At 33.7% G+C, this 18407-nt stretch carries 30 protein-coding genes; 3 read left to right on the forward strand and 27 right to left on the reverse strand.

What is annotated here, in order from left to right; translation table 11 throughout:
* Positions 1 to 177: 177 nt before the first annotated feature.
* The gene (locus WC460_06690; GenBank protein MFA5189015.1) at positions 178 to 1482 is read right to left on the reverse strand and encodes a transposase; all 1305 of its coding nucleotides are present in this window, start codon (positions 1480 to 1482) and stop codon (positions 178 to 180) included.
* Between the two features lie 194 nt (positions 1483 to 1676).
* On the opposite strand from WC460_06690, the gene WC460_06695 reads away from it, so the two are divergent.
* Positions 1677 to 1814 (forward strand): hypothetical protein, encoded by a 138-nt coding sequence (locus WC460_06695; protein ID MFA5189016.1) that lies wholly within the window; start codon positions 1677 to 1679, stop codon positions 1812 to 1814.
* A gap of 119 nt (positions 1815 to 1933) precedes the next feature.
* Here WC460_06695 and WC460_06700 read toward each other — a convergent pair whose 3' ends face one another.
* Genes WC460_06700 through WC460_06715 form a run of 4 tightly spaced genes read right to left on the reverse strand, consistent with a single transcriptional unit; the run spans position 1934 to position 4598 of the window.
* A complete protein-coding gene (locus WC460_06700; protein ID MFA5189017.1) occupies positions 1934 to 2422 on the reverse strand; it encodes a hypothetical protein in 489 nt (162 codons plus the stop codon).
* Positions 2423 to 2469: 47 nt separating this feature from the next.
* Positions 2470 to 3012 carry a hypothetical protein gene (locus WC460_06705; GenBank protein MFA5189018.1) on the reverse strand — a complete coding sequence of 181 codons (543 nt, stop codon included), beginning with the start codon at positions 3010 to 3012 and terminating at the stop codon, positions 2470 to 2472.
* A gap of 1 nt (position 3013) precedes the next feature.
* Positions 3014 to 3397 carry a hypothetical protein gene (locus tag WC460_06710; GenBank protein ID MFA5189019.1) on the reverse strand — a complete coding sequence of 128 codons (384 nt, stop codon included), beginning with the start codon at positions 3395 to 3397 and terminating at the stop codon, positions 3014 to 3016.
* Complete coding sequence (locus WC460_06715; GenBank protein MFA5189020.1) at positions 3384 to 4598, reverse strand: hypothetical protein; 1215 nt, start codon at positions 4596 to 4598, stop codon at positions 3384 to 3386. Before WC460_06715 ends, WC460_06710 begins: the two co-directional genes overlap by 14 nt.
* A 54-nt stretch (positions 4599 to 4652) precedes the next feature.
* Here WC460_06715 and WC460_06720 point away from each other — a divergent pair, with 54 nt between their 5' ends.
* Complete coding sequence (locus WC460_06720) at positions 4653 to 4841, forward strand: hypothetical protein (GenBank protein ID MFA5189021.1); 189 nt, start codon at positions 4653 to 4655, stop codon at positions 4839 to 4841.
* 1 nt (position 4842) lies between these two features.
* Here WC460_06720 and WC460_06725 read toward each other — a convergent pair whose 3' ends face one another.
* The 16 genes from WC460_06725 to WC460_06800 all read right to left on the reverse strand — a co-directional run bounded on the left by WC460_06725 (position 4843) and on the right by WC460_06800 (position 13707).
* Positions 4843 to 5313, reverse strand: a complete 471-nt coding sequence (locus WC460_06725) for a hypothetical protein (GenBank protein MFA5189022.1) — start codon at positions 5311 to 5313, stop codon at positions 4843 to 4845.
* A 14-nt stretch (positions 5314 to 5327) separates the two neighbouring features.
* The gene (locus WC460_06730) at positions 5328 to 5624 is read right to left on the reverse strand and encodes a hypothetical protein (protein MFA5189023.1); all 297 of its coding nucleotides are present in this window, start codon (positions 5622 to 5624) and stop codon (positions 5328 to 5330) included.
* Between the two features lie 3 nt (positions 5625 to 5627).
* Positions 5628 to 6011: a hypothetical protein gene (locus WC460_06735; GenBank protein MFA5189024.1), complete on the reverse strand. Its 384-nt coding sequence runs from the start codon at positions 6009 to 6011 to the stop codon at positions 5628 to 5630.
* A 12-nt stretch (positions 6012 to 6023) separates the two neighbouring features.
* Positions 6024 to 6641, reverse strand: coding sequence for a primosomal protein (locus tag WC460_06740; protein MFA5189025.1), 618 nt, complete (start codon positions 6639 to 6641; stop codon positions 6024 to 6026).
* 4 nt (positions 6642 to 6645) lie between these two features.
* Positions 6646 to 6903, reverse strand: coding sequence for a hypothetical protein (locus WC460_06745; protein MFA5189026.1), 258 nt, complete (start codon positions 6901 to 6903; stop codon positions 6646 to 6648).
* Between the two features lie 10 nt (positions 6904 to 6913).
* Positions 6914 to 7309 (reverse strand): hypothetical protein, encoded by a 396-nt coding sequence (locus WC460_06750; GenBank protein ID MFA5189027.1) that lies wholly within the window; start codon positions 7307 to 7309, stop codon positions 6914 to 6916.
* Entirely contained in the window at positions 7310 to 7666 is a 357-nt protein-coding gene (locus WC460_06755; protein ID MFA5189028.1) for a hypothetical protein, read from the reverse strand.
* A gap of 2 nt (positions 7667 to 7668) precedes the next feature.
* Complete coding sequence (locus WC460_06760; protein ID MFA5189029.1) at positions 7669 to 7977, reverse strand: hypothetical protein; 309 nt, start codon at positions 7975 to 7977, stop codon at positions 7669 to 7671.
* A gap of 10 nt (positions 7978 to 7987) precedes the next feature.
* Complete coding sequence (locus WC460_06765; GenBank protein MFA5189030.1) at positions 7988 to 8359, reverse strand: hypothetical protein; 372 nt, start codon at positions 8357 to 8359, stop codon at positions 7988 to 7990.
* A gap of 22 nt (positions 8360 to 8381) precedes the next feature.
* Positions 8382 to 8993, reverse strand: a complete 612-nt coding sequence (locus WC460_06770; GenBank protein MFA5189031.1) for a hypothetical protein — start codon at positions 8991 to 8993, stop codon at positions 8382 to 8384.
* Between the two features lie 87 nt (positions 8994 to 9080).
* Positions 9081 to 9485 carry a hypothetical protein gene (locus WC460_06775; GenBank protein ID MFA5189032.1) on the reverse strand — a complete coding sequence of 135 codons (405 nt, stop codon included), beginning with the start codon at positions 9483 to 9485 and terminating at the stop codon, positions 9081 to 9083.
* Positions 9469 to 10149, reverse strand: a complete 681-nt coding sequence (locus WC460_06780; protein ID MFA5189033.1) for a GIY-YIG nuclease family protein — start codon at positions 10147 to 10149, stop codon at positions 9469 to 9471. Before WC460_06780 ends, WC460_06775 begins: the two co-directional genes overlap by 17 nt.
* Positions 10145 to 10330, reverse strand: coding sequence for a hypothetical protein (locus tag WC460_06785; GenBank protein MFA5189034.1), 186 nt, complete (start codon positions 10328 to 10330; stop codon positions 10145 to 10147). The genes WC460_06780 and WC460_06785 overlap by 5 nt, the downstream gene beginning before the upstream one ends.
* Positions 10331 to 10332: 2 nt before the next feature.
* The gene (locus WC460_06790; protein MFA5189035.1) at positions 10333 to 10806 is read right to left on the reverse strand and encodes a hypothetical protein; all 474 of its coding nucleotides are present in this window, start codon (positions 10804 to 10806) and stop codon (positions 10333 to 10335) included.
* 5 nt (positions 10807 to 10811) lie between these two features.
* Complete coding sequence (locus WC460_06795; protein ID MFA5189036.1) at positions 10812 to 11603, reverse strand: hypothetical protein; 792 nt, start codon at positions 11601 to 11603, stop codon at positions 10812 to 10814.
* A gap of 22 nt (positions 11604 to 11625) precedes the next feature.
* Positions 11626 to 13707: a portal protein gene (locus WC460_06800; GenBank protein ID MFA5189037.1), complete on the reverse strand. Its 2082-nt coding sequence runs from the start codon at positions 13705 to 13707 to the stop codon at positions 11626 to 11628.
* A gap of 65 nt (positions 13708 to 13772) precedes the next feature.
* Here WC460_06800 and WC460_06805 point away from each other — a divergent pair, with 65 nt between their 5' ends.
* Positions 13773 to 15368: a terminase family protein gene (locus tag WC460_06805; GenBank protein ID MFA5189038.1), complete on the forward strand. Its 1596-nt coding sequence runs from the start codon at positions 13773 to 13775 to the stop codon at positions 15366 to 15368.
* 5 nt (positions 15369 to 15373) lie between these two features.
* On the opposite strand, the gene WC460_06810 is transcribed toward WC460_06805, so the two are convergent.
* From WC460_06810 to WC460_06835, 6 genes are all read right to left on the reverse strand, one after another.
* Positions 15374 to 15757, reverse strand: coding sequence for a hypothetical protein (locus WC460_06810; protein ID MFA5189039.1), 384 nt, complete (start codon positions 15755 to 15757; stop codon positions 15374 to 15376).
* A 14-nt stretch (positions 15758 to 15771) separates the two neighbouring features.
* The gene (locus WC460_06815) at positions 15772 to 16179 is read right to left on the reverse strand and encodes a hypothetical protein (GenBank protein ID MFA5189040.1); all 408 of its coding nucleotides are present in this window, start codon (positions 16177 to 16179) and stop codon (positions 15772 to 15774) included.
* Between the two features lie 11 nt (positions 16180 to 16190).
* On the reverse strand, positions 16191 to 16430 hold the full coding sequence (locus WC460_06820; protein ID MFA5189041.1) for a hypothetical protein: 240 nt from the start codon (positions 16428 to 16430) through the stop codon (positions 16191 to 16193).
* A gap of 3 nt (positions 16431 to 16433) precedes the next feature.
* Entirely contained in the window at positions 16434 to 16766 is a 333-nt protein-coding gene (locus WC460_06825; protein ID MFA5189042.1) for a hypothetical protein, read from the reverse strand.
* Between the two features lie 35 nt (positions 16767 to 16801).
* A complete protein-coding gene (locus tag WC460_06830) occupies positions 16802 to 17599 on the reverse strand; it encodes a hypothetical protein (protein ID MFA5189043.1) in 798 nt (265 codons plus the stop codon).
* 4 nt (positions 17600 to 17603) lie between these two features.
* A partial coding sequence (locus tag WC460_06835) for a hypothetical protein (GenBank protein MFA5189044.1) occupies positions 17604 to 18407 on the reverse strand: 804 nt, incomplete at its 5' end.

The raw sequence follows: 18407 nt of genomic DNA on the forward strand, positions 1-18407 counted from the left end.
TTTCATCAACATTGCGTCTTACGGAGTTATTACCAAAGCCATTCATTAAATTCATAAATGCTTCTGATATTATTAAAGATTTTTTTGACCCCGGACCAAGTTTTATATCATATTTAGTATCTTGCGGCATGATTACTCCCTTTGACATAATTATGAGCTAATCTTTCTAATTTTATTTTAGAAAGATCTTCCTGTCTCGTTGACCAAACTTATATTACGGTACTTGCTCCGTGACACAGAGGTTTTAGTCTCCACAGGCTGACACCTACGCTCCGTAGGCTTAGGATCAAATTTTAAAGAGCCGTTTCCAAACATAAGAATTGTCTTTGCGGCTTTCACATCTCGTGGTTCTATTAGTCCACATGAAGGACATCTAAAAATTCGTTCCGATAATTGAACATCATAGGAATTTTTACACTTATAACATGTCTTTGTTGTTGGTAGAAAACGATTTATAACAATCGCACCTTTTTGGATTAATTTTTCTTTAATTCTTCCAAGGATTGAATGGTGAATCCTTTTTGACCAATGTTTTCCTTTTGTTTTCCATCCGTTGAAGTTGTCATCCTGAATATAGATCTTTTCGTATTCTGAAAATAACTTATAAACAATTTTATTTGCAACATCTTCTTTTTTATTGTTTAATTTCTCATATTCCTTTTGAATTAAAAATTTTATTTTATATCTATTCTTGGAACCCTTTTTGCTCCGACTTAACTTCTGCTGGAGCCTTTTCAGGTGTTCCGGTTCTTGAACAGACACTTGATTAAAAACTTCCCCATCCGAAGTCGTGATCATTTCTTTAATGCCAAAATCTAATCCAACTTCTTTTAATTTCTCCTTTCCTTGCCCCTCTTCTACAATTGGTTTTGAATAGGTTACAATATGGATATAATAGCCAGATGGTTTTTTCGTTAGACACGCTCTTCCAAATTCACATTTTTTGGGCAATTGATTTAAACCATTAATACATATTGTCCCAATCCCGCTTATAAAGAATTTTCTATTGCGAAGCTCATGTGTGCCAGATTTCTCACCTTGTATATATTGATTAAGAATCAAAGTTTTGAATTCTTTTTTAAATTGAAGCCGTCCAATTTTGTGGCCGTGTTTTTTTGATTGCGATAACGTGTAAATTGATTCTTTTAGAGATTGTCGAATTGATTGTTTACATTTGGCTGGTAGAAATTTAAGTGTTCTTTTTTCGAAATTACCGATGATTCTGTTTTTTACGATTACTTCCTTAATTTTTGCATCAGCGTTGAAAATATCATCTTCTCTAAGCCAATGGTTGTATAACCATTTAGCCTCAACAAACATCATTTTAAGGGATTCTTTTTGTTTATTATTGAGTCGAGAACAATCAATTTTAAGACAGTAAGTTTTACAAACCATGTGAGATCTACGTTCACGGGTTTCATTGCGTGTTTTTGAAATTTTGTCTTTAAGAGTTTGATCCACTATCTTTAATTTAATTATCATTTCTATTATTAAAATTTAATAACATAAGACTATCGGTGAATAATTAAATTGTGATAACAACTACACAAAAACAATTTAAAAAATCTACATTAGAAGACATAGATATTGCAATTCATTCCTGGTGTGGTGACAGAGATTTTGGTCGATAGCTAAATTTTTTAAAGATATAATTATAATGATAAGGATAAACAAAAATGATGATCCCAACCATTCATTTAACCGGAACTTCAAAAGAAGAATTATTAGAGCAAAATATTGAGGCTATGAGGACTGTTAGAATCGCAATTTATCAGGAGCAGGGCCAGAAGAGATCATTACCCACAAGGCGATAGTGCCTTTATGGAAGCACAAAGAGAACATGTATCAAGATTACAACGATTACAATCTGTTTACAAAGAATTGGAAGATCTTATTTTAGCTATTGATGAAATAGAATCAAGATAATTATTAATTATTTTTTATCTACGGCGTCTAAAACTCGCAGTGCTTTATTTGGATCAAACACTCTAAGCTCATCAGCAGAGAAACCAGCATTTTTAATTTCCGCCGCTTTTTCGGCTTGATGTTCTACAGTATCTTGGGCCAATGCTCTTAGTTGTGGATTTATAAATCCGTTAACTTTGCCTGGATCAATAATATCACCATCGTCAGAAACTATTTTACTGTGAAGCTTTTTGCGTTGTTCCGGAGACAATTTGCTTTGATAATTTATTTTAGATGACGCTTCACTTAATTTTGTCTGTGGTATTTCGTTTAAATTACCTTGAACATCATTGTTACTATCATCATTAGCATCGCCACCAATTTTAAATGATGGAGTCGGAATATTTATGACGATACGCTCTTTTATAATTTGGTTTACCGATTTCTGAATAAAATCCTCAGTCAACATCTCTAAAAAACACTTTTTAATAAATTCTTTAAGTTCTGGTTTTGTCATCTTCACGATACCTCAGAAAATAATCATATCACAAAAAAGAAAACTAGTTATTCTTTGTCATCTCGTTCGTCCCATTCATGCTCTATAAATTGGTCTTCTGGACCCTCCGGATCATAAGTGGAAGTTAAAACTCTATATCCCGATTTTAAATAAACTTTTGTAGCAACACTTCCTTCTACAGCACCCCAACCATAATTCGCTTTTTCGGCAGCCGTTTTTCCATAAGCTTTCTTTATTTCTTCATATTGTTCGTTATAAAGACGCTCGTCCAATTTATTGATGTTATCTTCATCATCTTCCGCTTTAACAAAAACTATGGCCATCATTCCATCGGCATATTCTCTAAATCCCACACGCGAAGAGTCTTTAGCCACTTTCTTCAATGCTCGCAACAATAGACCCCTCGAAGCATTGGTTTTATATACTGCCTCATACTCATCCTCGAAAGAAAATCGTATCTTTTTACCAATTAATTTCTCAATATCTTTTATAATCGGTTCGGCAACTTCTTTAGCAAACTGTGATAATTTCATGCCCTCGCTAAACAATTTTTTCAATTCTGTCAATTTAATTCGATAAATTTTTGTCATTCTATGGCACCTTTATTGATTTTTTAACCGGTTTTTCGGCAGCAGGTGTAGCTGCAGCAGGTTTTTCTTCCGGAACCTTTTTCTCTTGATCTCTAGTGTTTAATTCTTTTTCTTTAGCTTCCACATCGGCCATTATATTTGACAATTGCGATGCTTGTGCTGGCATTTTAAGGGACTTTGTTCTTTCCTTAAAATCTGAAACAAAATCGTCTAAAACAATTTTGGCAACAAATGGCCCCGCTTTAGCAAGAGCCTTTTCAATCAGTGGTGTCATCTGATCGAGTAATTCTATGAGATCCTGTGCTGCGCCCTGTGGATTTCCTTCCTCATAGGAACCATATCTATCAAGAGTTTCTGATAAAATTAGCCTTTTAATACTTATCATTATTGTCCTCATTAAATTTCTTTATCATTTCCTGCCAACAATCTCCTTTTACAAAATCGTGCTCCCATATTATCAATGTGTCATATCCTTCTTTCTTATAATTATCAACACGCACTAAATCTTTATTATTTTTATCTATAAATTTTGGATATTGATTGTGATCAAAACAAATCGGACATCCGTGCCACCAACATCCAAAAAACTCTACAATTTTGTGCTGTGCCCTATTGATAAAATCAGGATTATATCCGCCGACCCAATTTCCTTTGCCTCCTGCTCCAATATATTCAAATCCACACTTAACAAGAAAATCACCAATAATCAATTCTGGTTTGGTCGGTCGTATCATACTCGCTTCCATACCTCTCATACCCAACCACCTCGGATATTGACTACCTTTAGATAACATGTTATAACGCGATGCTTCTGATCTAGATCTCGGTTTAATACCAAGAATTTCAAATGATTTATAGACTATTCCTTGTCTAACACCCAGTTGTTTACACAATTTTTGTATTGAAGTATTCCCAGTTAGATATGTCCGCAAAACACTCGCATATTCTTCAGCCAATTTGTTCGCTTTTTCTATGGCTCGTTCTTGCCCTATAACACTACTAGGTCTCAATTTTATACCAAAATAATTCAGAACAATGTGAATTGTGTCGTCACAAATACCCAGTTTTTTCTTAAGGCCGCGAAATCCTCCTTCGTGATAACACTGTTCAATTATTGACACAAGGACCGATTCTTCACATTCCACGGATAAACCCAATCTCTGTTTCAACAAAACAATGTCAATTTTGCCATTAACTGTTATGGGTTTTGATTTGCTGCTGTGTCGCTTATTATTCCGTTCAATAGTTATTTCCGCCCGCGTTTTTGGTTGTATGTCATATTTAACAAAAATTTTATATAGGTTATGTAAACTAACGCTAAACTTATCACAAATTTCCATCATTGATAAACCTTCAACAAAATATAATTGCCACAAAGTTTCTTTACTACACGGATCCACAATAACTCGTGTAGCCAATTTTGAGCACAATTTTTTAAAACACAAATCAGAGCAAGTTTTTCTTATTGTTCCGCCGGATATTTTTGTTTCTTTCCCACATATAATACACTTTCCTTCCGTTGTGCTTTTATTTTCTTGTGGCTGATTTTGTTGTTCAATTGTCAGTGGTGTTATTTCTAAATCCATATTGTAATTATCATTTCAATGTCTCCATGGATACACAAAGAAAGACTAAATAACATGGATAAAGATATTATGGTACGTGTAGATAGGAAAACCCACAAAACCCTATCGGCTTATGGATCTATAAAAAATAAAAAAGTTAAAAAGATTATTGGTGAAATTTTAGCTGATTTTATCGAGAATGGAATTTCAAAAGAAGATAAACAAGCAATTGATAAATTTATTAAACGTCACGACTTCAGTTGAATTAAAGACCTGAAACATCTTCCGACAATATCAATAATTTTAATGATCTTTTATTTTCTTTTATGAGATCTTCAAGTTCCTCAATAACTGTTTCCAATTGTGATTCTTGCCCCTCAATGTGTCCAATCTCTTGTTCAGAATCAAACCCAAGTTTTTGACTATTCAAATGTTCCAATCTGCGCGTTAACAAATTAATATATTGTCTCAATTTTGCCTTATCATTATTCAACATTTTATTTTTGTCCTCCTGAAATACTGAATCATCGTCTTCAGCAACAAATTTTCCAGATAAATCATACGCTACATCATAATCTTCGCCGACATCAAAAGTGTTTGACGATGCAACGTCTTGAAATTTTTGCCAATCAAGTTCTGATAGTGTATAATAATCTCCTTCATAACCGGGCGAAAAATGCTTATGGAGCAATTCATCAAGTTTTTCATCATTTATCCAAAATAAAATTTTATCCATGTCTCTCTTTTTAATTATTCTGTAGTATTTTCTTTCCAATATTCCATTATGAATTCTGTAAGAGTTTTATGAGCACTATCTAAATCATTAATTACCTTACGTAGATTTTTAAGTTGCGAATTATATTTTATATTTTTTGTTTCTTTATACGCTTTTGAAAGTCTATTAACAACATCTTTTAGATCAGATATCATGTAAGGAATTTTTTCCTCACAATCACTAATGTAATCTATACCAACATAACCCATCCAACTATCAACATCATCACCCAGGGCACGTTGTTCATTTAATATTTCTGATAATTTCTTCATTATTTAGCCACCTTTATTGCGAAAATATTCTACTTGACCTAAACGTTTGTGTGCGGCTGCTTTTGATCCATAACATCCCAAATTTTTCCTATGACCTTTTTTGTCTTTTTTCTTTGATTTTACACACCACTCATTCCCCTGTTTTACAATTACTTCATTAAGATTACCATGGATTTTGTGTGTAAACAAAAATGATTCTTGATTAACTCTATTTTCCTCGTCGTATTCTTCACTATTAAATAAAACCGCGCCACAATTAGAACAATATACAACAACACCATCGTCAGAAATTAATTCAGAATCAATAGGACCTAGCTGATCGTCAGCATAACAAATTATATTGGACGAAATTCCTTCAAGGGAATTGGAAATTGACTCCCTAAACATTATAATCACCTGTTAAATATGACAATAATCTTCACAGCCACAAATCAATTTATTGAGAATTCGATTCACTCGATATTCCTTGTTAAATAATGGTTCACTTTTGCCTTCGTTAATCAACATTATTTTATCCAGAGCTATCGACTCTTTAAAAAGAAATGCACCTTTTGTTGAAGGATCACTCACTATGTCCCAACAAATCATTTGAAGATCTGATTGAACATAACTCGCACCGTTCTGTTCTTTAATTGAGCCGACCGCTCTTGATGACACACCAAGTTTTACACCACTTTCAATTAAACTCTTTACAATTTTACCATTGGGTGTGTCAAGAATTTCCAATTTACCAACAACATCATTACCTTCCCATCGCAATTCAGTAATTAGGTGACTCACATCTTTTAACTCAACTAAGCTCTGGTCTGTGTGGTCAAGCTGGCCTAATGCTCGTCTTTCATTTACAAGGATCTGATAATTCCTAATTTCTTTCTCCAAAATATCTCTTGGGTAAATGCGACCGTTATGATTTTTGGAGTCAGCACGTTGTATCACTCCCGATAATATTAATTTACCGGACTCACTTACTTCTTTTTTATATTCAAAAAGATTTGTTTCTACCAATAATTGAGCCATATAATCACTCCTCATCATAATATTGTTGTAACCACGCATCTAGTTTGTGGTTTGCTTGACGTAATAATGTTAAAACTTGTTGTTTAATTTCTGGAGGGAGATCTGCTTTAAAAATTTTCATTATTAATTTATCTATTGCATTAATAATATCATCAGGACTTATAATATCCAGATCCGCTAAAGGCGGTCTCTGAATTCCAATTTTTTGTTCATTTAATAATTTCTTTACTTCGCTCAAGGTTGTTTTATAAATTTTTGTCATTTCTTATTTCTCAACCAGTCCTAGTTTCGTGAAAATCAAATCCGAGCAACTTTGAGATTCTATCACACGCTTTCTCAAGATCTTTCTCTGCTATTTCTCTTTCCGATGGTTCATCTTCTGAAAATGAATTTTTATCACCGTATTCGGCAACATACCTATAATTGGAAGCTTCTTCAACCCAATCCAATATTGCTCGTATTTTCCGTGGGCCGAATTTTTGCTTCAATATGTCCTCTAACTGACTTTCAATATGATCATTCCAGCGTTCATAAATAAGATAATAAATCATATCCGACACTTTTTTGGCACTAAATTCTGAGTAATCTTTACCAAAACCCGGTATTTCTTCGTCGTCCGGACTTACCAATTTTTTTAATTCATTTAATTTTATTCGGTAAATTTTCATTTATTTCTCCGGTATCCCCGAATTTTTATTTCTCATACGATGTATTCCGCCCTCTACCATTTTTTTCAATTCACCAATCGAATCTTGCAATCCAGCAATAACTTCCATATATGCAGCAGAAAAATCATTTATTGTAGCACCATCCATTTCATTAAATTGAATTTCTTCTTTATCATCGTCCCAATATTCAGCATTTATATCGTCGGTAAGTCCTTGATAATGTTGTCTCCATTGTTCCGATTCATTAATAATATTTCTTACTTCACCAATTAAATTTGCAAGCTCTGTCGCATCGGAAAACAATTTCACAAGTTTATCTCTACGAAACTTTAATATTCTTTCATTCCCCTTATCCATGATTAATCCCCACTGACACCCTTCGGCGTTCCACCTTCCTCAAATGTCATCTGAACAATGTCCCATTCGTCCATTCCACCAAGAGCATCATGATACAATTCAATTACATAATTCCTGGTCATGTTATTCTCTCTTGCATAATCAGTCAAATTTTCTCGAATTTTCCGTTTGAGGGCTGCAACCAACAATCTTGTTCCTTGATGTATTGCTGAATCTATTTCACGTGGATCTGTTGGATCGAATTCAACAACACCACGTTCTTTGATTAATTTCTTTACTTCACTTAAAGTTGTTCTATAAATCTTTGCCATTTTTATACCTCTACCAAATCCTAATAACCGGATCTTTTAATGTTGGAGCGGCCATATTGACTTCAGCGTCATTAATTGACCCCGGCTCTAAAACATACCAATAGCGATTTCCACCGCGAACCATATCATATTTTTTCACTATTTTTAACAATACATGTGAAATCTTACTAAATATTTCTTGATCTTTTTCTTTAAATGAGAATATCACATGTGTCCACGGTTTTAAACCAAACATTTTCATTCCCGGTAATTGTTTATTACTTTTTTTCAAACCATTTATTTTAAATTCAATTCCAGAATCTAACAATATTTGCTTTACATCACCAACAATTTGAAACAATAAACCCCCATCAGATTCTAACAAATTTCTCAATTCGTTCAATTTTATTCGATAGATCCTCATTTTATGCCTTTTCTAAATTTTGTGATACGAAATCAAATAACAAGGCGTGCATAATTTCTGATTTTCTAGGAATTTCGTGCCCATAAATCTTTCTTAGATCTGGATCTGTTTCAATAAGATCTTCAACCATATCCGCAACTTTACCAGAAAATGACCAAATTATTTCATTTTTCTCTTCATCTGTTGGAGGGGCAACAAAAACATCCGGTGAAGGTGGAGGAGGCATTACAACGTTGGCAGTAGAAATTCCATCAAAATCATTCATTGGATCCATACCACATCCACATTGTTCAGCCAATTTAAGTCGTTTATTAAATCGGCCAGTACCACATTCATTTAGATCTGTAGATTCTTTCACAGCATCTTCAATTTTCACATATTTATCACTTATGCAGACATCCTCTGCTTCACCTTTGTGACTAAATTTTTGATGATAATCCTGCGGACACGGACCTTTCGGTGGTTTCTTTATGGTCTTATATAATTCCTCTTTTACCGGCTCTTTTTCATCACAATCATGAAGCAATTGAAGATCATCATCAATTCCATCTTTATTTTTATCCTTAGAATCATCTTCTTTAATACTTAGAACTTCAGTCAATTTTTTTGCCATGTGAAGATACACTCCTTATTCTTTCTTTATTAATTATTATTGAAATTGTTTTAGAAATTAATGGTGGATTGAAATTGATTGAATTGTTTATTCTTCTTTTGCCATTGAAAACCAAAATATCGATTTTGTATTATTGAATAGTACACTAAGACCAAGATTATCAGCCATTTGTTCTAGTTTCGAATAAAGTTCATCACTCAGATAAATATAGGCATTTCCGTTTAGATATTTTTCATTATTAACATATGCATCATCTTTAAAATCAAAAATTATTTCATAAGATGGCGTAAATTCATCAGACAATTTATTTGACGACTTATATTGTCTAATTTTTACAACACTTGTCATCATTTCCGCATTTAATTTATCAACAACATGTTTTCCCTTTTTAGCAACTTCGGCATATCTACGCTTATAATCCTCTTCACCTGTACTTTGTTCTTTTACCAGCTTTTTCAACTCACCCAATTTTACTCTATAAATTTTGGTCATTTTCTACCTCTTTCTTAATTATTTTGTCACGTTTTAATTTTAATACTTTTTGTGCCATTATCTCGTTTTTGGCAACACGCAAATCAGTATTAGATGTCAACCCTTTATTCCATGATGATTTACCCTTGTTCCATGAGCTTTTACCCAAATGTGATTCTACCAATTTTTTAACAGTTTGATCATTATTTTTCCACGCTAATTTCATTTGTTCACTTCTTTGTTGTTTATATTCATTACTTCTTTTGACAGCCCAAAATTTATCAGATTTTTTCAATGAATTGCTGATTTTCTTACGATATTCATCCGAATGTTGATAACCCAAAGTACCATTATCGGCCTTTTTTCTTATATTATAACCAAATTTTCTATCGTAAGACTGATAGTGATCCAGCCATAATTGTTCCCAATTGGCTAACAAATTCTTTATTGTTTTATTTAATAATTTCTGCTCGCGATTCCAAATGACATCCAAGATTATGAATTCAAAGCAATCATACCCATATTTATCCCAAGCAAATTGCAAATGGGCATTACGATGATTTTTATGTTTTAAATCATTCTTATGCCGAAGCCACCTTGAATGAATATTATGACTACTACCAACATAAACACGATTGTCATATTTGTTTCTTATGCAATATATTCCGGCAATTTTGGGTTTAATTTTGAAACAACTCCGTTATAACACGGACGAAATTCTCTTTGTCAGCAGGGATTCTAACCGAACCACCGAAATCGTCCTCAATGATGATCCACTTGCCATCGGAGGATAATTTAGCAATCCCGCAACATTTACCTACGGTACAAAATGATACTTCCTTTTTCCATTCCATGTTTTTGTTCATTTTTATTCCTCTCCCAATACCAACATTTTATCTTTTATGTTAAACACAAAAGGCGAATGTATATTCATATTCGCCACTGTATAGGTGAGAGTTCCATTGGCAGTTCCCTTCACAGAATCAAATTTTTCAATTTTAATCGAATTGTCTTTTATCTTGAATTGGGAAAACGCCGCTTTAAATGCTTCATTAACCTGTTCTTCAACAACACCAGTATCTTGCTGTTCATTTAGTGACAAAATTTCACAAAGTGTTTTGCCCCTTTTATTTTCATTCACAACATCAATACTCTTCACGACATCATTTGGAGCATTAGTAATAATTCGTATTGATGTCATTGGACCCTGATTTGGAGCTGGATCTAACGGCCCAGTTCTCTCAATTTTCGGCTCCGCTTCAAAACCAAGATCCTTCAATTTCTGCACAAATTTTGCTGCTAACCTTGCCCCACGACCAGTTCCATCAAATGATATATTCATTAACTTTACTCTTTCCTCAATTCGTCAATCAATTCCTGTGATTCTACCAATAAAACAAATTTGTCTCTCAATTCTTTAACCTCATTAAATTTCTTTATAAATACATTAATTTTTTTATTTGTCTCTTCACCAAAATTCTTACAATATTTACCAATCTCTATTTTATTCTTATTTAATTTTTCATCGACAAAAGAAAAATCGTTCCTATCAATAAATTCTAAAACAACATCCCTCTGTGATTGCGGTAAATTTTTCAAATCTTCTGTAATTGAATCAATCATAGTAATAAAGTGAAAATTTGGTTGCTTACCAATATATTTGCTAGCTGCTACATTACTATCACTATTTAATATTAAATTGACAATATTCTCTTCCAAATGAATACCATCAACTGATTCATTTATGTTCTTATTCCTCGAATTATTGATGAATAATTGAATCGACGCACAAAGTTTATAATTCTCAACCCTATGATCATACATATTGTTATAACCCAATTTTTTAACTTCGCTAATTAATGTAGTTTTCTCTAAATCTAACTTGCCATAATCAATTTTGTTGGTAAATTTCTTGATTTCGGACAAAACTCTTAAGATAATATTTCGATCTTTTCTACAATTTAGCACCGCTTCAAATAATTTATACTCTTCCTGCATTATTGATTTAGAATTAAAATATTTGTTTACTAATCGAGTCATTGGTGCTGGATCTTGGTTGTCGATTATCAATTGTGCAATATGTCTTACCATAAATTCATACAAAAGGTGTGTATTCCGCTTTTTATTATGTTTAATCATAGCACACATCCTTCCACATTAATTATTCCTCAATTTTAAATTCTATTTCATCTTCTTCCATATCATCATGATCAAAATCCAACTCTATTTGTGTACGTTCAGTTATTACGGATCTATTTGGGAATTTTTCAAAAATAGATGAAATTTCGTTAAAAATTTTGCGATTACTATTACTCCAACAGAATTTTTTATCCGGTTTTTTCAATTCGGTTTGATATAGATCTCTGGATTCAGTTTTATATCCACCAATTAATCTACTAAATGTACCTTTTGAATATGGATCGTTAGTTGAATCGTCGTCATCATTAGTTACCAATTTTGTTATATCAACCAAACCGGATTTCGCTCTATTATGCATTCTATCCCTATTCTGACGATAAGTTAATTTTTGATTTCTGTCGCGTTTAGCCTGTGCTTTTTCAAAGGCATCATTCGCTGCCGTTACAACTTCTTCGCCGCCACCGACCTCACCGCCTCCGCCTCCTTCTTCTGGAATTTCTGGAACTTCTACGGCACTACCACCGCCTAATTCTTCCTCGCCCCCACCGCCACCAGTAGTCAGCGATTCTCCACCACCCTCCTCACCGCCAAAACCGCCACCAAATCCTCCTCCGCCACCTCCGCCACCCTCACTTCCAGGGGCTCCACCAGACGCCTCATTTTTAATGAAATCAATCTTACCATCATTATATGCATCACGCATTCTTCCATTTTGAATTCTACCAATATCATCTTCACTAACGTTAAAAAATTCCTTGTATATATACTGTCTATCAAACAAATTTTCGTCATGTAAAGCCGACGCTACTTGAACTCGTCTTTCCATCAATTCCAATTTTTGCATTGCAGCCATATTGGATGGATTTGTTAATCCAAGTTCAAAAGAAAATAAATCTTCTTTGGAAAACCCACCAATTGCAATAAGATGAACCAACGCAATTTTTGTTAATTCATTAACAAAAGATCTTTGAATTCGCTCAATCGTCCTACTGAATCTTATATCCAATGATGCTAATGTGGCTTTATTTGCCAAATCTTCTTCATAAGTTAAATAGGCACGCGGAATTCCCAAAGCAGCTATCAATTTTTTCCTCAAATACTCAACGTCTTCTATATCATTTACGTGCTGCCCGCCGGGAAGTGATTCGATTTTGTTATTTGTTTCTCCACCACGAACTGGTATGAAATAATCTTCAGAAACATCAAGTGGATCAAATCTTTGATCTAATTGACCACCACGAAGAGTAGTAACAACATTTTGTTTTTTTAATTTTTCTTGTGCCTTTCTTACATAGTCATCGATCATTTCTGGCTTCATACCGGAAACATCTAGATAAAAAACCCTTCTTTCCGGTGCCCTCAAAACGCGGTATACCAACATTGCATCTTCCATTAGAACCAATTTTCTCCACAATGGTCTGGCACCCTCTAAATAAGAAGTCCCATATGGAAGATATTTATCTTGTCCAAGGAGTCTAAAATGCGCAACCTGCCAATTTTCTAACGTTAGATTTCTTGTCCTCCAGGTAAAAATTGTTTCTTTAAAATCTTGTGGAGTACCATCAATTCTAATAAAATCGTCAACAGGAATATCTATTACACGTTGAATTCCATGCTGCGGATGGACATCAAGATACATTGGCTTATCACCATATTTACACAGTGCTCTAACCCAATGCCACCCATAAAAATCTATATTAATAATGTCATAAAATAATGTCGATAATATATCACGAACTTTATCATTCGCAGAGTTTATATATAGAAGTTTCCCATCCTCAGATCTCGAAGTGCACTCGTCAGAAACGATATTTAATGCAGTATGAATTTCGCCAACACCCTCCATCTGATTATATTCAACATATCGCGCATTTCTAGTAGATTCACCTTCGGTTCCGTATTTATCAGCAAGACCATACCACTGATATGCATTCATTCCATTATGTGAGCCGCCAAAATCATATGTAAAACTTGAAATATCTTCTTTGCGATCAAACGACGGCTTTATCTCTGTGGAGATCATAGAACCACGTCTAAACATGGCCCATAACTTTTTAAAAACTGGTTGATTAAATTTTGGACCGGCTTCTTTATTACTTGGCATATATTTATATCCCTTTACGTAATTATATACTTACAAAATAAACATGATTTAAATAATTATTATTGATGAGTGATAAAAACGAACGACCACCAATTGACATAATCAAAAAAGAATGGCAAGCCTGCGCAAATGACCCAATATATTTCTTACTCAAATATGGATATATACGAACAGAAGAAAAAGGAATAATAAAGTTCGATTTATTTGATTACCAAAAAGAAATCGTCAATTATCTCCGAAATGATTCATTGAAACACATTGCTGTAGTAAAAAGCAGGCAACTTGGATTGTCAACAATTGTCGCTGGATTTGTTGCTTGGGTTGTAATATTCAGAAAAGATAGACATATTTTCAACATGGCAACGAAACTAGAAATAGCACAAGTAATTCTCGACATGGTGAGAACATTCATTGAAGAATGCCCAAAATGGTTAAATTTCTGGACAATCAAGAAAAACAATACAAGAACCATTGAATTATCAAACGGATCATGGGTTAGAGCAATGCCAACATCACGTGATGTCGGTCGCGCCCAGGCAGCTTCACTATTCGTAATTGACGAAGCTGGCCTTATTGACAAATTAGACGAACTATGGGCAGCCATAGCACCTTCAGTAGCAACAGGTGGTCGAGTTATTGCCCTCTCCACGCCGAGAGGTGCCGCCAATAAGTTTGCGGACATTATACAAGGTGGATCTAGATTAGATGAAAATGGGGAATTGATACAGGGATCCAATGAATTTCTTGTCTTTGAATATCCATGGTGGCGTAGATACGACCAAGCATGGTTCGACAAAATGAAGATCGGGAAGAGTCCAAAAGAAATAGCTCAGGAATTCGAGTGTAAATTTGTTGAATCGGGCGACACATTCATTGATCCATCAATACTACAAAAAGCACAATTAACATTTAGTGATCCGATAGAAAAAAGATATGAGGACAAAATGTGGATTTGGAAACATCCACAACCAGGAAAACAATTCATTTTGTGTTCAGACGTGAGTAGAGGGGACTCATCAGATCATTCAACATTTCATATTATCGATGTAGAAGATTTAGATGTAGTTGCGGAATATAAACACAAAATAAAACCGGACCAATTCGCTAGGATATTGTGTGATGTTGGTAGATCATATAATAATGCCCTTGTTGTGCCAGAGAGAAATGCCTATGGATCTGCTGTTATACAAGAAATGTTAAAAATGGAATACGACAACATGTATTTTGTTTACAATGGGGTTTTTATATCAAAATGGGATTTACCGGGATTTCCTAAAGCACAGGCTGGACATGCCACAAGTTCCACAACAAGACCAATCATGATGCAAAAATTAGAAGAATACTTACGACTATCCAAAATAAAGATCCATTCAAGAAGATTATATTCTGAATTCACAACATTTTCATGGAAAGGTGACAAACCGTGTGCCCCAAGAAACAAATCAGATGATTTGATATTAGCCTTGGCCATAGGAATTTATGTATACGAACAAATTTATGGCAATGGATTTAAATTAGCCAATAATACCGCAACAGCGGAACCATTTGGATTTATGAGATCCGGTGAAAAATTCAGTGAAGTCATGGCACCAAGTAATGCAATAAACATGCAAAACGAGCTTGAATCATTTATGAATGTTATGATGATAAGAAGAAAATAATCTAATTATTTGAACATATCTACAAATTTCTTAAATTTCTGCGGATTTAAACTCTGAATTTGTGTTCCAATTTGCTCAATATCATACCGACTGATGACATTATGTAAAATCCGATATAAATCTTTATCGGGCTGATCTACATGTTCATTAAAAATAACCAATACGCGCCGTAATTCTTTTGTATCGTAAATCTGTTTAAAAGAATCATTAACATCATCCTTTATTGAATCATCACGAGTTGCCCTATAAATAATTGACGAAAATTTTTCAAGCAATGAATATAAAGAATATGGTAAATCCATGGCATCTAACTTTGGCTTCTGTTTCCCTTTTTGTTCTTTTATCGTTTTTCTCAATTCACTAAGTTTTATTCTATAAATTTTTGTCATTTGTATCCCTCCCTCTAAATTTGATACATCTTTTTTACGGTAATTTTGAACCTACCATTGAGACTGATGCACTCAACGTCATAATTCTCAGCCATAATTTTTGGTGATATCGTAACATCGTATTCCTTTTTAAGAACCTCTTTCAATTTCTTAGTCAAACCATCAATAACCGAATAAGCATAATTTGCAGCATCCCTTTTCTGTTGTTCATTGTTTAAATGATTCGCAAATGAATTTACATATAAAACTATGTTGTTATCACCAATAAACGATATACCCATGCCAATTGTTGGATTTTCATTTTCACCCTTAATTTTTGTAAATGCATTTCCTATTTTAGATTTTATATCCTCATCAAGAACATCAAGAACTTGACTCTTGTCTTGATTGTCCATTACATCTAATCTCTTTTCTTCAGCCATTTTATTGTCCTCTATTCTAAAAATCCGGCATTATCCATTAAATTGGCTAATTCACGAAGAGCATCCGCAGCACTTCTTTTTTCTCCGGAAGACTTTGTAAAATACTTATTTGTTATTGATGCGATATATTTAGCTTCACCCATAATTGGGTTCCCACCAGTTCTTTCTATTGTAACATCCCATCGATTTTCGCGTTGTTCTTTTATCAATTTTTTAATTTCACTCAAAGTTGTTCTATATATTTTGGCCATACTTTAATTATTATTTTTTGAAGAATTCGTTAATTCTAGATTCCCGTTATCCACCAATTCTATTTCGTCATCGTATAACACCTTCATAAACTCAACAACCATTTTATTGGTGTCATCATCAAGAAATAATTCATCTTTGTGATTTTTAAGAAACTCAAGTAATTTTATTTTTTGATTAAATTTCTTCGCGGCAAGATGCGTATGAAGATCGGCTTCACATTCACAACAACAGCCGATCCTTGAAAACATACGCGCATCCATATCTCTAGTTAATAAATTTCCACATTTTTCACCATTTTTAAGATTCGGACAGAAATACCCATTTCTTATAGACATTTTTATCTCCCTAATTTATTTTAACAGATCTGAAATCATTCTGTTTTTCTCATTTTTTTCTGAATTATCTTATGCACAAGATCGATACTAACATCATATTCTACCGCCAATTGTTTAACAGTATTCCCAAGTAATCTTTTCAATCTAATAATCTGTACATCATTAAAAGTCAACTTTGCTTGTGGATTGTTAATGCCACGCATTTTGCCAAAAGTATTCTTGTTACCTAATCCGGCAATAGCAATCTTCTTCTTAGTTTCTTCTGATTCTGTTCTGCCAAGTCCTTTCCATTTTAATTTTTTTCTGGTATCAACAGAAACTACACAACCAACAGAATGTTTATTGCCTAACATTTGTATTCGTATTTTATTTCTCTTCTCTTCGGTATATAACTTTTTTATTTTAATAATAGTTTCTTCGGAATGTTTCCAACCTCTACCGCAACTACCACCATCTGTTAAATTTAACAGATCTGGATAAATTGATCTCCAATAAGCAATCCACAATATTTCTTGTTGATTTAAGTCCATTTCGTACATTTCAGCAATTGGAATAATTCGGATGTTATTGTCTCCTGCTATTTCTCTTTTTAACCAGACCAGAAATGGGCGTACACCACAATGTTTTTTGGCCTTGGTAACATTTCTTTTCAAATACCTAACCAAATAAGTTTCAATTGATTGTCCAACATATCTCACATATGGTTTTTCGTGTAATTTCCCGTGACCAATTATTATATAGATTTTACCAATTCTTGGTGGCGAACATCTACAAACCTCATTTTTTATGATTTCATTGTTCTGTTGTATTTGTTCGGTTATTTGTTGTTCCATAAAATTACGGATGCCAACTTAAATTAATACCATAAAATGCATGGTCATTGTAACTCTCCAGGGTCCCATCAAAAGCCAAATCGTAATAGAATTCAGCAGAAACAGCAAAATTTCCAATACCATAACCAAGACCCAAACTCGTTAAAACTCCATTTGCACCAAAAGCCACACCACCATTCAAGAAAAGTTTATTATACCAATGACCTTCCCATGGAACAGTCGATATCTCGCTTCTAATTCTGGAAATTTCAACATTCTCATCATTCGAGTCAATAAGTGTTTCCCAAGTCCCATCTTCTGATTGCGCTAATGCTATCGACAATTCTATGTCTTTTATCCATGAAACATCGAGATGATATGAACCAGTTTCTCCAAGAGCAGTTCCACTATCTGTCCAACCAGAAACTCTTAGAAAACCTTCCTGTGCATCAAACGGAACGCGAATAATATTAGAAGCAAGACATTGATTACAGACATTCACACTTTCGGTCGAAGGTGGATCGTTGCTATGAATAGGGCTATTGTTACTGCCACTGTTATCGTTGACACTATCATTATTTGATGGCTCCCTTACTATTATGGTCGTCGTTGATGGTTGAGTTGTCGTTGTCGTCGTTGGTCTTGGAATTATTGTTGTTGCCCCAGCTTGACCCTCAAGAATTTTTGTTATTGATGCTTGAAGTTGAATTTGGGCACCATAAACTTGAGAAAGATCGTATTTATCGAGAGTTTCTTTCAGTTTTTTTGTGAGTAAATCCTCAGATAGCTGACTATTTTGTATCGTTTTGATTCCATAAATTGTATCATC

This window comes from Patescibacteria group bacterium (genome assembly GCA_041651155.1).
GTDB lineage: Bacteria > Patescibacteriota > Patescibacteriia > CAIXNZ01 > CAIXNZ01 > JAPLYF01.

What these genes read in the sequence shown, in the direction of transcription:
- WC460_06690 (MFA5189015.1), bottom strand. Translation starts at nt 1,482, where the DNA reads ATGATAATTAAATTAAAGATAGTGGATCAAACTCTTAAAGACAAAATT.
- WC460_06695 (MFA5189016.1), top strand. Translation starts at nt 1,677, where the DNA reads ATGATGATCCCAACCATTCATTTAACCGGAACTTCAAAAGAAGAATTA.
- WC460_06700 (MFA5189017.1), bottom strand. Translation starts at nt 2,422, where the DNA reads ATGACAAAACCAGAACTTAAAGAATTTATTAAAAAGTGTTTTTTAGAG.
- WC460_06705 (MFA5189018.1), bottom strand. Translation starts at nt 3,012, where the DNA reads ATGACAAAAATTTATCGAATTAAATTGACAGAATTGAAAAAATTGTTT.
- WC460_06710 (MFA5189019.1), bottom strand. Translation starts at nt 3,397, where the DNA reads ATGATAAGTATTAAAAGGCTAATTTTATCAGAAACTCTTGATAGATAT.
- WC460_06715 (MFA5189020.1), bottom strand. Translation starts at nt 4,598, where the DNA reads ATGGATTTAGAAATAACACCACTGACAATTGAACAACAAAATCAGCCA.
- WC460_06720 (MFA5189021.1), top strand. Translation starts at nt 4,653, where the DNA reads ATGGATAAAGATATTATGGTACGTGTAGATAGGAAAACCCACAAAACC.
- WC460_06725 (MFA5189022.1), bottom strand. Translation starts at nt 5,313, where the DNA reads ATGGATAAAATTTTATTTTGGATAAATGATGAAAAACTTGATGAATTG.
- WC460_06730 (MFA5189023.1), bottom strand. Translation starts at nt 5,624, where the DNA reads ATGAAGAAATTATCAGAAATATTAAATGAACAACGTGCCCTGGGTGAT.
- WC460_06735 (MFA5189024.1), bottom strand. Translation starts at nt 6,011, where the DNA reads ATGTTTAGGGAGTCAATTTCCAATTCCCTTGAAGGAATTTCGTCCAAT.
- WC460_06740 (MFA5189025.1), bottom strand. Translation starts at nt 6,641, where the DNA reads ATGGCTCAATTATTGGTAGAAACAAATCTTTTTGAATATAAAAAAGAA.
- WC460_06745 (MFA5189026.1), bottom strand. Translation starts at nt 6,903, where the DNA reads ATGACAAAAATTTATAAAACAACCTTGAGCGAAGTAAAGAAATTATTA.
- WC460_06750 (MFA5189027.1), bottom strand. Translation starts at nt 7,309, where the DNA reads ATGAAAATTTACCGAATAAAATTAAATGAATTAAAAAAATTGGTAAGT.
- WC460_06755 (MFA5189028.1), bottom strand. Translation starts at nt 7,666, where the DNA reads ATGGATAAGGGGAATGAAAGAATATTAAAGTTTCGTAGAGATAAACTT.
- WC460_06760 (MFA5189029.1), bottom strand. Translation starts at nt 7,977, where the DNA reads ATGGCAAAGATTTATAGAACAACTTTAAGTGAAGTAAAGAAATTAATC.
- WC460_06770 (MFA5189031.1), bottom strand. Translation starts at nt 8,993, where the DNA reads ATGGCAAAAAAATTGACTGAAGTTCTAAGTATTAAAGAAGATGATTCT.
- WC460_06775 (MFA5189032.1), bottom strand. Translation starts at nt 9,485, where the DNA reads ATGACCAAAATTTATAGAGTAAAATTGGGTGAGTTGAAAAAGCTGGTA.
- WC460_06785 (MFA5189034.1), bottom strand. Translation starts at nt 10,330, where the DNA reads ATGAACAAAAACATGGAATGGAAAAAGGAAGTATCATTTTGTACCGTA.
- WC460_06790 (MFA5189035.1), bottom strand. Translation starts at nt 10,806, where the DNA reads ATGAATATATCATTTGATGGAACTGGTCGTGGGGCAAGGTTAGCAGCA.
- WC460_06795 (MFA5189036.1), bottom strand. Translation starts at nt 11,603, where the DNA reads ATGATTAAACATAATAAAAAGCGGAATACACACCTTTTGTATGAATTT.
- WC460_06800 (MFA5189037.1), bottom strand. Translation starts at nt 13,707, where the DNA reads ATGCCAAGTAATAAAGAAGCCGGTCCAAAATTTAATCAACCAGTTTTT.
- WC460_06805 (MFA5189038.1), top strand. Translation starts at nt 13,773, where the DNA reads ATGAGTGATAAAAACGAACGACCACCAATTGACATAATCAAAAAAGAA.
- WC460_06810 (MFA5189039.1), bottom strand. Translation starts at nt 15,757, where the DNA reads ATGACAAAAATTTATAGAATAAAACTTAGTGAATTGAGAAAAACGATA.
- WC460_06815 (MFA5189040.1), bottom strand. Translation starts at nt 16,179, where the DNA reads ATGGCTGAAGAAAAGAGATTAGATGTAATGGACAATCAAGACAAGAGT.
- WC460_06820 (MFA5189041.1), bottom strand. Translation starts at nt 16,430, where the DNA reads ATGGCCAAAATATATAGAACAACTTTGAGTGAAATTAAAAAATTGATA.
- WC460_06825 (MFA5189042.1), bottom strand. Translation starts at nt 16,766, where the DNA reads ATGTCTATAAGAAATGGGTATTTCTGTCCGAATCTTAAAAATGGTGAA.
- WC460_06830 (MFA5189043.1), bottom strand. Translation starts at nt 17,599, where the DNA reads ATGGAACAACAAATAACCGAACAAATACAACAGAACAATGAAATCATA.